Raw genomic sequence first — 14738 nt, 5'->3', positions numbered from 1 at the left:
GAGCGGAAATCAACAAGCGAGATTAGCAGAATCTAAAAAAGTCTTGCAGTCAGTCAGGAGGAGCAGAAATGAAAAAAAGGGCACTGATTAGTGTTTCTGATAAAAATGGGGTAACAGAATTTGCTCAGCAGTTAAGTGAGCTTGGATTTGAGATTGTTTCCACAGGAGGAACGAAAAAGGCGCTGGAAGAAAGCGGCGTTCCAGTTGTTGGCGTCAGTGATGTTACGGGCTTTCCGGAAATTTTGGAAGGGCGTGTTAAAACGTTAAATCCGATGATTCATGGCGGATTGCTTGCTAAACACGGTGATCCCGGCCACAAGCAGCAGCTTGAGGAGCATCAAATTCAGCCGATCCAGGTTGTGTGTGTGAATTTGTATCCTTTCCAGCAAACAATCGCGAAACCGGATGTTACAGTGGAGGATGCGATTGAGAATATCGATATCGGCGGCCCAGCCATGCTGCGCGCATCAGCGAAGAACCATGAGTATGTGACGGTTGTCGTGGATCCTGCCGATTACGAAACGGTGCTTTCTCAATTAAAAGAAAGCGGGGAAGTGCTAAAGGAAACCCGCCGCAAGCTTGCTGCGAAGGTGTTCCGCCATACCGCTGCCTATGATGCAATGATCGCTGAATATATGACAGATCTAGCTAAGGAAGAAACACCTGAAAAACTAACTGTTACATTTGAACTGAAGCAAACGTTAAGATACGGCGAAAACCCTCATCAAAAGGCTGCTTTTTACCGCAAGCCGCTTGGTTCAGAATTTTCAATTGCCAATGCCGAACAGCTTCACGGCAAAGAGTTATCTTATAACAATATTAATGATGCCGATGCAGCTCTCCAAATTGTAAAAGAATTCTCCGAGCCGGCAGCGGTTGCTGTTAAGCACATGAACCCTTGCGGAGTTGGAACTGGCGAGAATGTATTTGCTGCTTTTTCAAAGGCATTTGCAGCGGATCCTGTTTCTATTTTCGGCGGCATCATTGCCCTGAACAGGGAAGTGGATGCGGAGACAGCGAAAAAGCTTTATGAAATCTTCCTTGAAATCATTATTGCTCCTTCTTTCTCAGACGAAGCGCTTGAGATTTTAAAAGGGAAAAAGAATCTGCGCCTGTTAACGATTCCTTTTGAAGGAAAACAGAAAGCAGAGATGAGATTATCCACGATTGAAGGCGGCCTCCTTGCCCAGGAATATGATCAGTATACGCTTGAAGATGCAGAAGTATCTGTAGCGACAAAAAGGGAGCCAACTGAAGAAGAGTGGAAAGCGCTCAAGCTTGGATGGAAAGTTGTTAAGCATGTGAAATCGAACGCGATTGTCGTAAACGATGCGAATATGACACTTGGAGTTGGTGCCGGGCAGATGAACCGTGTCGGTTCTGCCAAAATTGCGCTGGAACAGGCTGGTGAAAATGCAAGCGGAGCTGTAATGGCATCCGATGCATTCTTTCCTATGAACGATACAGTCGAAGTCGCAGCCAAGGCTGGCATCACAGCGATCATTCAGCCGGGCGGCTCCATCCGTGACGAAGATTCAATCAAAAAAGCGGATGAGTACGGCATTTCAATGGTCTTTACAGGGGTGCGCCATTTTAAACATTAAACGGCATGCGGAAGCGCCTTCGGAACAAGCCAAGCTTGTTCCTGCGAGGTGGACTCTAATGAGATTTCCTTTTTGTTTAGGGGTGACAAGCATAAGACGAGCTGTCGGAAAGGATGCTTTTCGCCTTTTTGACAGATTGGCTTATGGCCTCGAGCTCCCAGGAGCTGGAGCTAGACATTGCCTAACAGCGAGGAGCCCTTAATCAGGCTCCTGTAACATTCTAACGGAGGTGGGCGTAATGAAGATTTTAGTCATTGGTAGAGGCGGCCGCGAGCATGCTATTTGCTGGAAAATGAACCAAAGCGAGAAGGTGGAACAGGTCTTTGTCGCGCCGGGAAACCCGGGCATGGAAGATGTTGCAGAGTTAATAAGCATCCAGGAAAACGATAAGGAAAAACTAGTACAGTTTGCCTTGGATAATCATATTGAATTAACGGTAATCGGTCCCGAGGTGCCGCTTCTCGAAGGGCTGGCTGACCGGTTTGAAGAAGCCGGTTTAACGGTGTTTGGCCCGAAAAAGGCAGCTGCTGAAATCGAAGGCAGCAAATCCTTTGCAAAGGAACTAATGCAAAAATATGATATCCCTACAGCTGAATATGCTGTCTTTAGCGAATATGAAGAAGCGAAAGCTTATATAGAAGAAAAAGGCGCACCGATTGTTCTAAAAGCAGATGGCCTTGCTGCCGGAAAAGGCGTTATTGTGGCAATGACCATGGACGAAGCGCTTGCAGGCATTGAGGAGCTGCTTTTAAATGAAAAGTTCGGTAAAGCTTCTGCAACAGTTGTAATTGAAGAGTTCCTAGAGGGTGAAGAATTTTCTTTAATGGCTTTTGTAAACGGGGAAAATGTGATTCCGCTTGAAATTGCCCAGGATCACAAGCGTGCTTATGATGGGGACCAGGGCCCTAATACAGGCGGAATGGGTGCCTATTCACCTGTGCCTCATATCGGAGTAAATACAGTTAAAATTGCTGTGGAAAAGGTATTGAAGCCAGCCGCAAAAGCGATGGTCCAGGAAATGCGAAGCTTTAGCGGTATCTTGTATGCGGGTTTGATTAAAACAGAAGCAGGGCCAAAAGTTATCGAATTTAATGCACGTTTCGGAGATCCCGAAACACAGGTGATTTTGCCGCGCATGAAATCGGATTTGGCAGAGGTTATGCTAGCTGTCCTTGAGGGAGAAGAGCCTGAAATCCAATGGGATGACCAAGCAATGGTCGGAGTCGTTGCTGCTTCTAAGGGCTACCCTGAAGCATATCAAAAAGGCGCTGTCCTGAATGGGCTTCAGGAAATGAGAAATACAGCGGTATTCCATGCAGGTACTGATAAAAACAGCTCAGGAGAGTTTGTAACAAACGGCGGCCGTGTGCTGCTTGCAGGTGCTAAAGCGGAAACCCTTAAGGATGCGCAGGAGAAAGTTTACCGTGAACTGGAAAAGCTTAAGTGTGACGGTGTCTTTTATCGAAAAGATATTGCCAATAAAGCTATCTCGCACGTCCTTTCTTAGTCCTGCGGATATACACATACAGAAGCGCCACAATGCTTCCAATCAGTGCTATTAATACAAATGACATATCCATCACGTATTCCCAAAACATAATGTCAGCTCCTTTTTAAGTTTATTTAGATAAGGGATTTTATATGGGTAGAGCCCATTGGAATTTTAACTTAAATGCCCCCAATAGAGGGGGCTTTTTTTTATGACGGATTATACGGCTGCATTTCTTCAACCGGCTCATCGTTTTCACGATTTCCGCCTTGATGTCTCACCATATCCTGGCCTCTTTCAAAAAGTGCAGTTAGTGGACAAAAGCGGACAATTCCTTCTGCCACTTTCATGCCGCCCAGCATGGCCATCATTAAATAGGAATCCCGCCACGGCCTTTTGACAAGCTTAGATGTACTCCAGGCTAAAACAGTAAAACCGACTGTAATACGTATTAAGGCATTTACGATGCCGATATTTGGTTTGACATTCATAATGGCACCTCTTTCACAAATTTTTTACAATCTTTTACTTATTCTTTAATGCGTTAAACAGTGAAATATGTTACTATAGAAAACAAGTAAATGAAAGGGCTTTCTTTATTGTCCTGAAGCCATTTCTTATTGTTTGCTTTTATCGAAAAAATCGTTCTTTTTCATATAAAAAGATAATTAAAAAGGGAGGGAGTATGGTGCTGGAACAGCGTTACCGTTGGAAAAACAAGCACTTGCGTGAACATGTTTCCGTATTGGACGGAAAACTGTCACCGACGATACTACTTAAAAACGCACGTTATCTGAATCAGGCATTCCGTAAATGGATAACGGCTAATATTTGGATTTATGGCGACCGCATTGTCTATGTTGGCGAAAAACTGCCGGAAAAATTGGAACAATGTGAAGTCGTTGATTGTACTGGGATGACGCTGGTTCCAGGGTATATTGAGCCGCATGCCCACCCATTTCAATTATATAATCCCCATTCCTTTGCGAGCTATGCATCACAGTTTGGCACAACGACATTGATCAATGACAATATGGTACTGGCTTTGCAGCAAGATAAAAAGAAAGCGTTTTCTTTCCTGAAAGAAATGAGGAATATCCCGGCGACAATGTACTGGTGGTGCCGGTTTGATGCACAAACAGAAATACAGCACGAAGAAACGACCTTTTCGCACGGAAACATCAAATCGTGGCTTGAGCATGATGCAGTTCTCCAGGGTGGCGAGCTGACAGGCTGGCCTAAACTTCTGGACGGCGATGATATGATGCTCCACTGGATTCAAGAAACAAAACGGATGAGAAAGAAAATCGAAGGCCATTTTCCGGGGGCATCCGAAAAAACACTTTCCAAGCTGATGCTGCTTGGGGCGGATTGCGACCATGAATCAATGACAGGCAAGGACGTTTATAACCGCCTTTTACAGGGATATACCGTTTCTCTCAGGTATTCGTCCATTCGTCCGGACTTACCGGTCTTATTGGATGAAATGCATGAGTTAGGAATCGACCATTATAATCAGATTATTTTTACGACAGACGGATCCTTCTCCTCTTTTTATGAACAGGGAATTATTGACCATATGATCCGTATAGCGATTGAAAAAGGCGTGCCTGCAATTGATGCTTATAATATGGCCACTATCAATGTAGCACGCCACTATGGAATCGATTATCTGCATGGAAATATCGCAACAGGAAGGGTCGCTAATATCAATTTCCTTTCAAATGAAGATGAGCCAACGCCTGTTTCCGTCCTCGCAAAGGGGGAATGGGTGAAAAAAGACGGTGTGAATCTGGATGCCTATGAATCGGTTCCGTGGGATGAATTTGGTTTTGAACCAATGAATATCGATTGGGATCTGACAGCTGATGATATGCAGTTCTCCATGCCATTTGGAATAAAGATGGAGAATGCCGTTATTACCAAACCTTATTCCATCGCGATTGATGTATCATCTGAAGAACTTGAAAGAGATCATGATGAGTGTTTCTTCATGCTTGTTGATCGCGAAGGCCACTGGCGCATCAATACGGTCTTAAAAGGTTTTGCAAACAGTCTGGATGGCATGGCGAGCTCTTTTTCCAACACTGGTGATATTATCTTAATCGGGAAGACCAAGAACGAGATGGTGAATGCTTTTAATCGTCTGAAGGAAATTGGAGGGGGCATTGTTATTTCTGAAGGAGGAAAAATTGTTCAGGAGATGGAGCTCCGTTTAAAAGGTATTATGTCCGATAAAAAGGTTGAGGAATTAATGGAGGAAGAGAAACAGCTTGTCCATTTTCTGCGGGATAAAGGATACAGGCATGAGGATCCGATGTATACTTTGCTCTTTTTCTCTTCTACACATCTGCCATATATCCGGATTACCCAGCAGGGAATGTATGACGTCATGAATAAAACGGTACTCTTTCCAACGATAATGCGTTAAAATGTAAAAGAGATGCAATACTAAAAATAAAAGAACTACTCAGAGGAGCTAACATAGAAAAAAACTGCATCGAAGCAAAAAAGGGATATACAGGGGTGCAAAAATGCTAAAAAGATGGATAGCTGTTTCAGCAGCCGCAATGCTTTTGGTTTCAGGATGCAGCAGCAAAGATAAAGCAGAAGAGCCTGCAAAGCAGGAAACGGAAAAAGCAGAAGAAGCAACAAAAGGGGTTAGCGAGGAAAAAGAACTTCCATTCCAATTTCCGCTCACAGGGGCAGGATCGGAATCGGAAGCGGACGGAAGAGCTGTAGCTGTGATGGTCAACAACCATCCAAAAGCCCGTCCGCAATCAGGTCTTGATAAGGCTGATATTGTCTATGAAATGCTGGCAGAAGGAGACGTGACCCGTTTCCTAGCCATTTTTCAGAGTGAACAGCCTGAAGAAATAGGCCCGGTAAGAAGTGCCAGGGACTACTATATTGAGCTGGCAAAAGGCTATGACAGCCTGTATATTGCTCATGGATACAGCCCGGAAGCGAAAGCGCTGCTCGATCAGGGCTATGTTGATAGTCTTAACGGGATACAGTATGACGGCATTTTATTTAAACGGGAAAGCTTCCGGAAGGCTCCGCATAACTCATATATTTCGTTCGAGAATGTGCTGAAAGGCGCGGAGCAGAATCATTACTCGATGGTAAACGCACCTGCTTCTCTTGCCTTCCTTTCAAAAGACGAGGCAAAAGCCATTGAGGGAAAAGCTGCCGATTCAGTGATGGTTTCGTATTTAAACAATGAATTATTCAATGTAATTTATGAGTACGATGAGGGGCTGGAAAAGTATAAGAGGTATTCGAATGGAGAACTTACAGCCGATTATCATTCTGGAGAGCCTGTATTGCTGGATAACATTTTCATCGCAGAAGCTGAACATAAAGTAGTTGACACTGCTGGCCGCCGTGATATTAACTTAACTTCTGGGGGCAGAGGCTATCTCCTTCAAAAAGGGAAAATGACGGAAGTTGAGTGGGCAAATAAGGATGGAAGGATTCTTCCTGTCCTAAATGGGAAACAAGCCGGCCTGGTACCGGGCAAAACTTGGATTAATATTGTTCCTTCAAGTCCGGGCCTTGAGCAAACGGTTTCCCTCGAATCCAAGCAATAGCATTCAGAATACTATTATCTAATAAAGGGGTATCCAATATATGCAAATTGATAAGCTAAGAGGAAAAGAACTGGACCAATTATTTAAGTCGGTTTTGTCTTTGAAAGATCTGGAGGAGTGCTACCGTTTCTTCGACGACTTATGCACAGTTAACGAAATTCAGTCATTGGCGCAGCGCCTGGAAGTAGCACGCATGCTTCGCGAAGGTAAAACCTATCATAAAATAGAAACAGATACAGGTGCCAGCACGGCAACAATTTCACGTGTGAAGCGCTGTCTGAATTATGGAAATGACGCTTATGAAATGGCATTGGAGCGAATTAAAGAAGAAGAAGCTGAAAAAGCGTAAATAATTATTTTTTCTTAAACCGATGGGGTGTTCCCGCGGTTTTTTTCTTTGTCTTCGAAAGCGTATTTCTATTAATTTTTTCCAGCTTAAAGTCACTTCCCGCTTTTCTTTTTTATTTAGCTTCATCACCCAGCCCCCGAGATCGCCTCAGGCCAGAAGATGATGCCAAAAAGCGGCTTCATCTTCTGGCCTTCCAGCGCTTGTCGGACTTGCACAGGACGTGCTGACGTCAACGTTCGCCACAGGACGTGGCGGATTTTAGTTGACGTTCATCCCTTCAAATGGCGCTTCCGCTTTTATTTTTTATTCTCTTTCCTAAGTGATATAATGGTGAAATGGAATGAAAGAATGGAGGCAATTTTGCATGTATGATGTTCGCGAATGGAGCCATGTGTTTAAGCTCGATCCGGATAAATATATATCAGATGAAGATCTGGAAATGATTTGTGAATCAGGAACGGATGGGATCATTGTAGGCGGAACCGACGGTGTGACGCTTGAGAAAGTGCTGGATTTAATGGCCCGAATCCGCAGATATACAGTGCCATGCGTGCTGGAGGTTTCCACGATCGATTCGATTACACCTGGCTTTGATCTTTATTTTATCCCGACTGTATTAAACAGCCAGGAAGTAAAGTGGATTACAGGGCTTCATCACGAAGCCGTTAAAGAATACGGAGATATCATGAATTGGGAAGAAATTCTCGTCCAGGGCTATTGCATATTAAATGAGGACTGCAAAGCAGCTCAAGTTACCAACTCCCGTACGGATTTGTCATTGGATGAGGTGAGGGCCTTTGCGATGATGGCCGAGAAGATGTTCCGCCTGCCTATCTTTTATTTGGAATACAGCGGCAAGTATGGTGATGCTGCTGTAGTCTCCGAAGTGAAAGAAACGCTTGAAGAAACCGTATTATTTTACGGGGGCGGGATTGAGAATTCGGAGCAGGCAAAAGAAATGGCTGAGCATGCAGATGTGATTGTGGTCGGCAATATTATTTACAAGGATTTGCAGGCTGCGCTAAAAACGGTAAAGGCGGCACATGCTTAATAGCAAAGCGGAGGCGACTGCTTAAAAAGGAACGCAGACTAAAAGCGCCACGTCCTGCGGGCCTCAAGCATAAGACGATTCCTGTAAAAAGATGATTTTTTTTCTGGAGGGGAGCGGCTTATGACCTCGAGTCCCTAGGAGCCGGACCCTAGCCAGTTATCAAAGTAAAGTTGATAGAGATCCTTAAACAGGATAGAATAGAAAATAAGAACATACGTTTCTATGGTGGTGAAGAGAAGGAATGCAATTTTTAACGGACAAATTATTAAATGGATTAAATCCGCAGCAGCAAAATGCGGTAAAAACAACGGACGGACCTCTCTTGATTATGGCCGGAGCGGGAAGCGGCAAGACAAGAGTGCTAACACACAGGATTGCCTATCTGATGGTGGAAAAGGGCGTTAATCCTTATAACATTTTGGCAATCACGTTTACAAACAAAGCGGCACGTGAGATGCGTGATCGTATTCATAACATGATGGGCGGAGCGGCAGACGAAATTTGGATTTCAACATTCCACTCCATGTGTGTGCGGATTTTAAGAAGAGATATTGACCGGATTGGCTATAACCGCAATTTTACCATTTTGGACTCTACTGACCAGCAATCGGTCATTAAATCCATCCTTAAGGATAAAAATCTGGATCCGAAGAAGTTTGACCCGCGCGCAATCCTGGGATCAATAAGCTCAGCAAAAAATGAATTGATTACTCCTGAGGAGTATGCAAAAACGGCAGGGGACTATATCCAGCAGGTTGCCAGTGATGTCTATACAGAGTACCAAAAGAGATTGCGCCGCAACCAGGCGCTTGATTTTGATGATTTAATCATGATTACGATCCAGCTGTTCCAGCGTGTTCCGGAAGTGCTTGAATATTATCAGCGTAAATTCCAATACATTCACGTGGACGAGTACCAGGATACAAACAGAGCGCAATATATGCTTGTAAAGCTTATATCCAGCCGATTTAGAAACCTTTGTGTTGTCGGTGACTCAGACCAGTCCATTTACAAATGGCGCGGCGCGGATATTGCCAACATCCTTTCCTTTGAAAAGGATTACCCAAGCGCACAGACCATTTTGCTTGAACAAAATTACCGTTCAACGAAAAGAATTCTTCTTGCTGCGAACGAAGTCATAAGCAAGAACTTGAACCGAAAGCCGAAAAACCTTTGGACGGAAAATGCAGAAGGAAACAAGATCTATTACTACAGGGCGGATAGCGAGCAGGGAGAAGCGCAGTTTGTTGCAGGTAAAATTAAAGAATATGTTAACAGCGGCAAGCGCAGCTATTCAGATATCGCGATTTTGTACCGCACGAATGCACAATCCCGTGTAATGGAGGAAGTGCTGCTAAAGTCCAATATTGAGTACTCCATTGTCGGCGGCATTAAGTTCTACGACCGTAAAGAAATTAAGGATATCCTTGCTTATCTGCGCTTAATTGCAAATCCTGATGATGATATCAGCCTGCAGCGTGTAATCAACGTGCCTAAACGCGGAATTGGTTCAGGTTCCGTTGATAAAATTGCCAACTTTGCGCAGCTTCACGAAATGAGCATGTTTGAGGCGCTTGAATCAATTGAACTGATCGGATTAAGCCCGAAAATTACAAAGGGCGCTACCCAATTCAGGGATTTGGTTAAAAACTATACACAAATGCAGGAATACTTATCAGTCACAGAATTAGTGGAAGAGCTTTTGGAAAAATCGGGTTACCGCGATATGCTCATTGCCGAGAAATCCATCGAAGCTCAAAGCCGCTTGGAAAACATCGATGAATTCCTGTCTGTTACGAAAAACTTTGAAGATGCAAGCGAAGATAAATCGCTAATTGCCTTCTTAACGGATTTGGCTCTTGTAGCTGATATTGATAAATTGGATGATGACGGCGAAAAGGCAGAGTCTGTTGTTCTTATGACTCTTCACTCAGCAAAAGGGCTGGAGTTCCCTGTTGTATTCTTAATGGGGCTAGAGGAAGGCGTATTCCCTCACAGCCGTTCGCTTATGGAAGAAGCGGAAATGGAGGAAGAGCGCAGGCTGGCTTATGTGGGAATCACGAGGGCAGAGGAAGAGCTTTTCATAACAAATGCCCAAATGCGTACCCTTTTTGGGCGTACCAATATGAATCCTCCATCCCGTTTTATTAAAGAAATTCCGGCTGACTTGCTTGATGGCCTGGAGCCGGAGCCGGCAAAGAAACCTTCCCCATTCGGCTCATCGGCGTTTGGAGCACCGGGTGCATCCAGACAAGCCCAGCCGCAAAGAAAAGCGGTAGTGCGTCCGTCCACCTCGAATACGGGCGGAGATGAAATTGCCTGGAAGGTGGGCGATAAAGCCCAGCACGGCAAGTGGGGAACAGGTACAGTGGTCAGTGTAAAAGGTGCTGGAGAAGGTACAGAGCTGGATATTGCGTTCCCGAAACCAGTGGGCATCAAACGCCTCCTTGCCAAGTTTGCACCGATAACAAAGGCGTAGACAAACTGCTTTTGTTCCAAAGGCTATGTTAATGCTTATTGTTGATTCTGAAACTCTATTGATTGAAGCCGAAGCGAGTCAAAGGGAGACCCCGCAGGCGCGTCATGCGTCGATGAGGCTACCGGACTGCCCGCGGAAAGCGAACTTCTTGAGCGTAAATCAACATACGAGCTTAACTGAGCCATTCTAAAAACTAACAGATCCAGACCCGGTGGCTGCGTCTGCCAGGTCTGCTCTTTTTGGAAAGGGTTGGATATATGGACCTTCAAACAGCAGAAAAAAAGGTGAAAGATCTGCACAACCTGCTGAATCAATACAATTATGAGTATCACGTTCTTGATCAGCCATCAGTACCCGATGCTGAATATGACCGGCTTATGAGAGAGCTGATCGAGCTGGAGGATCAGTTTCCCGAGCTGAAGACAGAAGATTCTCCTACACAAAGGGTCGGGGGAGAAATCCTCGCTATGTTCGAAAAAGTAGAGCATCAGTCTCAGATGCTAAGCTTGGGAAATGCCTTTAATGATCAGGATTTAAGGGATTTCGACCGCCGTGTCCGCCAGGGCGCTGGAGATGATGTTACTTACGTATGCGAGTTGAAAATAGATGGACTTGCTGTCTCCCTTCGCTATGAATACGGTCTATTTGTTCTGGGAGCGACACGAGGAGATGGTTCAATCGGTGAAAATATAACCGCCAATCTGAAGACGATCCGTTCGATTCCCCTTCGTTTGAAGGATGAAGTCACCATGGAAGTACGTGGTGAAGCCTTCATGCCTAGGCGTTCTTTTGAAGCTTTAAATAAAGCAAAAGAAGAGAATGGCGAAGAGCCTTTTGCGAATCCGAGGAATGCTGCCGCAGGTTCTTTGAGGCAGCTAGATCCGCGCCTTGCTGCCAAACGCAACCTGGATATTTTTGTATACGGGATTGCGGATACCGGCGATACCGGAATTGTTTCCCATAGTGAGGGCCTGAATTATCTTGATGGCCTTGGTTTTAAAACTAATAAAGAACGCAAAAAGTGTGCAAATATCGATGAGGTAATAGAATATGTCCAAGGGTGGACAGAAAAACGCCCGAATCTGGCTTATGATATTGACGGAATTGTTATTAAGGTAGACTCCCTGGAACAGCAGGAGCAGCTCGGCACGACTGCGAAAAGCCCACGCTGGGCCATTGCCTATAAATTCCCTGCTGAAGAGGTAGTGACTACCTTAAGAGATATTGAACTGAGTGTAGGCAGAACAGGGGTGGTTACGCCAACTGCTATCCTCGATCCTGTCCGTGTAGCTGGCACTACTGTACAGAGGGCTTCTCTTCATAATGAAGATTTAATTCGCGAAAAGGATATTAAGATTGGAGACAAGGTTGTCGTCAAAAAGGCCGGAGATATTATCCCTGAAGTCGTAAATGTACTTGCTGACCGGAGAACCGGTGAGGAGCAGGATTTTAATATGCCAACACATTGCCCTGAGTGCGAAAGCGAGCTTGTCCGTCTCGATGGGGAAGTGGCACTGCGCTGCATAAATCCAAAATGTCCGGCGCAAATCCGTGAGGGGCTTATCCACTTTGTTTCCCGTAATGCGATGAATATCGACGGACTTGGCGAAAAGGTTATTAGCCAGCTTTTTGCAGAAAATCTGATCAAAGATGTAGCAGATATCTATAAATTGACGTATGAGCAACTGATTCAGCTGGAACGCATGGGAGAAAAATCAGTTACTAATCTTCTGCAGGCAATCGGAAACTCCAAGCAAAACTCACTGGAAAAACTGTTATTTGGCTTAGGAATTCGTCATGTCGGAGCAAAGGCAGCCAAAACGCTTGCCCAGGAGTTTGGAAAAATTGAGACGCTTGAAAAAGCTTCTCGTGAAGATTTAACTGCAATCAATGAAATTGGTGAAAAGATGGCTGATTCCGTTGTAACCTTTTTTGAACAGGAAGAAGCCCACGAGCTGCTAGGTGAGTTAAAAGCTGCCGGGGTTAACATGGAATATAAAGGACCGAAGCCAGTTTCAATGGAAAATTCGGATAGCTTTTTTGCTGGAAAGACAGTTGTGCTAACTGGAAAACTCGAAATCATGGGCCGAAATGAAGCAAAAGAAAAGATTGAAGCGCTTGGCGGAAAAGTATCCGGAAGCGTCAGCAAGAAAACAGACGTTGTGATTGCTGGGGAAGATGCCGGTTCCAAGCTAACCAAAGCCCAGGAGCTGGGAGTAGAAGTTTGGAACGAGGAGAGACTGGTTGAAGAATTAAATAAGTAAGAGGGTGGAAGCGCCGTGAAAAAAATCATGATGCTTGTCTTATCCCTTTCACTTCTGCTTGCTGGCTGTGCGCCTAATTTTAATAAGCAGGAGGAAGTCGTTCAGGAAGATAAGAACGAAGAAGATAAGGCGATCATTCCGAATTATAAAATTTCAGACAAATATTATCGTACGCTGCTGCCATTTGAACCAAGTGAATCTAGAGGCCTTGTGGTCAATAATATTAGTACCAAATATGATATTAATGAATTTGAAACAGGGCTTATGCGGGTTGCCCAAAATACATTTGACCCGGATAATTACTTATTCCAGGAAGGGCAGTACCTAAAAAGAGATACAGTCCGAGCCTGGCTAAACCGCAAGTTTACAGAAGGACAGCTGAAAGAGCGGAAGTTAAAGAAAGAAGAGAATATTGGCCTGAATCCAATGATTGCAGATGGCGGAGATATTGATAAGAACAATGAAAAAAGCCCAATCTATCTGGCCCATATCCTTGAACATAACTACCTTGTGAAAAATGACGACGGAAAAGTCGGGCTTGGCGGAGTCGTAATCGGCCTTGCCATGAATTCTGTCCATTATTATCAGAAAGAGCAATATGGTGCAACATATGAAACAAAGATAAAACATGAAGTTCTTGAAAGAGAAGGCAAAAAAATGGCAGAAGAAGTGCTGCAGCGAGTACGGCAGATTAAAGAATTAAAAGATGTGCCAGTTACCATTGCTTTGTTTGAACAGGAAGCAAGAACTTCAGTTGTGCCAGGCAGCTTCTTTGCATATGCTAATGCGCCAAAAGGCAGCAGCAAGCTTGGCGGATGGGAAGATATCAATGAAAAATACGTCCTTTATCCATCAAACGAGGCTGAGAAAAATCACCGTGATGATTTGACTGCATTTCTTAATTTTAAGCAGGATGTAGAAACATACTTCCCGAATTTCAACGGCGTCATCGGGAAAGCTTTTTATGCGCAGGATCAATTACAGGAAGTAAATATTGATATTCCAATCCAGTTCTACGGAAAGGCAGAAGGGATTGGCTTCACGCAATATGTAACCGGGCTTGTGGTCAAACACTTCCCAGAATATATTTCAGTTCAGGTGAACATCTCGTCCGTTAATGGCCCTGAGGCGCTTGTCGTTCGCAAAGCAGACCAAAGTGAGCCATTTGTCCATATTTATCAATAAAGCTAGCAGAGACCCAGGAGTGCAAAGATGCGATTCCTGGGTTTTTTGTTGGGAAGGGAGGTTGGTCCTCGTAGGAGATTTATGGCGACGATAACGGAAGGAAAGAGAGAAGGAAGATTGTTATATGAAGTTCATAACGAAATAATGGGAAGGGTACCAACCCTAATGGGGTTTAAAACCAAATTCTTAGAGGGTAAATTAAAACCCAAAACAGTACCTGAAAACATTATATAACAGCTTAAAACAGCTTCTCGCCAAAGCAGTCCCAATCCCTTATCCTGCTTAATAAAAACTGGCAATCGGCCATAAGGATGTTAATATATAACATCTGCGGAGAATGTTTGAAGATAATGTTATTTTCATGTTAATATAATGGATGGATGTAAACGTTTTAAGAGAATAGCAGAGAGTGTACCTGTATCAGCAAAAAACAGGGCAACGCTGCTAGGATCTGGCGTTTGTATATTTGTACACAGGAGGCGGTAAAAATGGTACAACCTTATAAGCATGAACCATTCACGAATTTTAAAGAAGATGATAATCGTGAAGCGTATTTAAAGGGTTTACAGACAGTAGAAAGCTATTTGGGCCAGGATTATGATCTTTTAATTGACGGAGAGCGCGTTTCTACTGAAGATAAAATCGTATCAATCAATCCTTCTAATAAAGAAGAAGTGGTTGGCCGTGTTTCAAAGGCAAACCGCGAGCATGCTGAGAAAGCGAT

The 14738-nt window shown here is 44.2% G+C and carries 11 protein-coding genes and 1 pseudogene; 10 read left to right on the top strand and 2 right to left on the bottom strand.

Annotation, left to right across the window (positions count from 1 at the left end):
- Positions 1 to 68: 68 nt before the first annotated feature.
- Together purH and purD are read left to right on the top strand one after the other, a co-directional pair.
- Positions 69 to 1604, top strand: a complete 1536-nt coding sequence (gene purH / locus DFO73_RS27615; RefSeq protein ID WP_110067862.1) for a bifunctional phosphoribosylaminoimidazolecarboxamide formyltransferase/IMP cyclohydrolase — start codon at positions 69 to 71, stop codon at positions 1602 to 1604.
- A gap of 238 nt (positions 1605 to 1842) precedes the next feature.
- Positions 1843 to 3111, top strand: a complete 1269-nt coding sequence (purD, locus tag DFO73_RS27610) for a phosphoribosylamine--glycine ligase (protein ID WP_110067861.1) — start codon at positions 1843 to 1845, stop codon at positions 3109 to 3111.
- Here the strand turns inward: purD and DFO73_RS29905 are convergent.
- Positions 3089 to 3202, bottom strand: a complete 114-nt coding sequence (locus DFO73_RS29905) for an EYxxD motif small membrane protein (RefSeq protein ID WP_338422709.1) — start codon at positions 3200 to 3202, stop codon at positions 3089 to 3091. The genes purD and DFO73_RS29905 overlap by 23 nt on opposite strands.
- A 100-nt stretch (positions 3203 to 3302) precedes the next feature.
- Positions 3303 to 3584: a YgaP family membrane protein gene (locus DFO73_RS27605; RefSeq protein ID WP_110067860.1), complete on the bottom strand. Its 282-nt coding sequence runs from the start codon at positions 3582 to 3584 to the stop codon at positions 3303 to 3305.
- A gap of 197 nt (positions 3585 to 3781) precedes the next feature.
- Here DFO73_RS27605 and DFO73_RS27600 point away from each other — a divergent pair, with 197 nt between their 5' ends.
- The 8 genes and pseudogenes from DFO73_RS27600 to DFO73_RS27560 all read left to right on the top strand — a co-directional run.
- A complete protein-coding gene (locus DFO73_RS27600; protein ID WP_181396160.1) occupies positions 3782 to 5524 on the top strand; it encodes an adenine deaminase C-terminal domain-containing protein in 1743 nt (580 codons plus the stop codon).
- A 103-nt stretch (positions 5525 to 5627) separates the two neighbouring features.
- Positions 5628 to 6686 (top strand): DUF3048 domain-containing protein, encoded by a 1059-nt coding sequence (locus tag DFO73_RS27595; RefSeq protein WP_110067858.1) that lies wholly within the window; start codon positions 5628 to 5630, stop codon positions 6684 to 6686.
- 40 nt (positions 6687 to 6726) lie between these two features.
- On the top strand, positions 6727 to 7035 hold the full coding sequence (locus DFO73_RS27590) for a YerC/YecD family TrpR-related protein (protein WP_035333268.1): 309 nt from the start codon (positions 6727 to 6729) through the stop codon (positions 7033 to 7035).
- Positions 7036 to 7399: 364 nt separating this feature from the next.
- Positions 7400 to 8086, top strand: a complete 687-nt coding sequence (locus DFO73_RS27585; RefSeq protein ID WP_110067857.1) for a heptaprenylglyceryl phosphate synthase — start codon at positions 7400 to 7402, stop codon at positions 8084 to 8086.
- Between the two features lie 241 nt (positions 8087 to 8327).
- Positions 8328 to 10565 carry a DNA helicase PcrA gene (pcrA, locus tag DFO73_RS27580; RefSeq protein ID WP_110067856.1) on the top strand — a complete coding sequence of 746 codons (2238 nt, stop codon included), beginning with the start codon at positions 8328 to 8330 and terminating at the stop codon, positions 10563 to 10565.
- 257 nt (positions 10566 to 10822) lie between these two features.
- Positions 10823 to 12829 (top strand): NAD-dependent DNA ligase LigA, encoded by a 2007-nt coding sequence (gene ligA, locus DFO73_RS27575; protein ID WP_110067855.1) that lies wholly within the window; start codon positions 10823 to 10825, stop codon positions 12827 to 12829.
- Between the two features lie 15 nt (positions 12830 to 12844).
- Complete coding sequence (locus DFO73_RS27570) at positions 12845 to 14014, top strand: CamS family sex pheromone protein (protein WP_110067854.1); 1170 nt, start codon at positions 12845 to 12847, stop codon at positions 14012 to 14014.
- Positions 14015 to 14502: 488 nt separating this feature from the next.
- Positions 14503 to 14738, top strand: a pseudogene (locus DFO73_RS27560) (L-glutamate gamma-semialdehyde dehydrogenase); the annotation flags it as partial.

The organism is Cytobacillus oceanisediminis (assembly GCF_003182355.1).
Lineage (GTDB): Bacteria > Bacillota > Bacilli > Bacillales > Cytobacillaceae > Cytobacillus > Cytobacillus oceanisediminis_A.
This window is presented reverse-complemented; position numbering and strand designations above follow the sequence as displayed.

Excerpts from the sequence above, each read along its gene's own strand:
- purH (WP_110067862.1), top strand. The coding sequence starts at position 69 with ATGAAAAAAAGGGCACTGATTAGTGTTTCTGATAAAAATGGGGTAACA.
- purD (WP_110067861.1), top strand. The coding sequence starts at position 1,843 with ATGAAGATTTTAGTCATTGGTAGAGGCGGCCGCGAGCATGCTATTTGC.
- DFO73_RS29905 (WP_338422709.1), bottom strand. The coding sequence starts at position 3,202 with ATGTTTTGGGAATACGTGATGGATATGTCATTTGTATTAATAGCACTG.
- DFO73_RS27605 (WP_110067860.1), bottom strand. The coding sequence starts at position 3,584 with ATGAATGTCAAACCAAATATCGGCATCGTAAATGCCTTAATACGTATT.
- DFO73_RS27595 (WP_110067858.1), top strand. The coding sequence starts at position 5,628 with ATGCTAAAAAGATGGATAGCTGTTTCAGCAGCCGCAATGCTTTTGGTT.
- DFO73_RS27590 (WP_035333268.1), top strand. The coding sequence starts at position 6,727 with ATGCAAATTGATAAGCTAAGAGGAAAAGAACTGGACCAATTATTTAAG.
- DFO73_RS27585 (WP_110067857.1), top strand. The coding sequence starts at position 7,400 with ATGTATGATGTTCGCGAATGGAGCCATGTGTTTAAGCTCGATCCGGAT.
- pcrA (WP_110067856.1), top strand. The coding sequence starts at position 8,328 with ATGCAATTTTTAACGGACAAATTATTAAATGGATTAAATCCGCAGCAG.
- ligA (WP_110067855.1), top strand. The coding sequence starts at position 10,823 with ATGGACCTTCAAACAGCAGAAAAAAAGGTGAAAGATCTGCACAACCTG.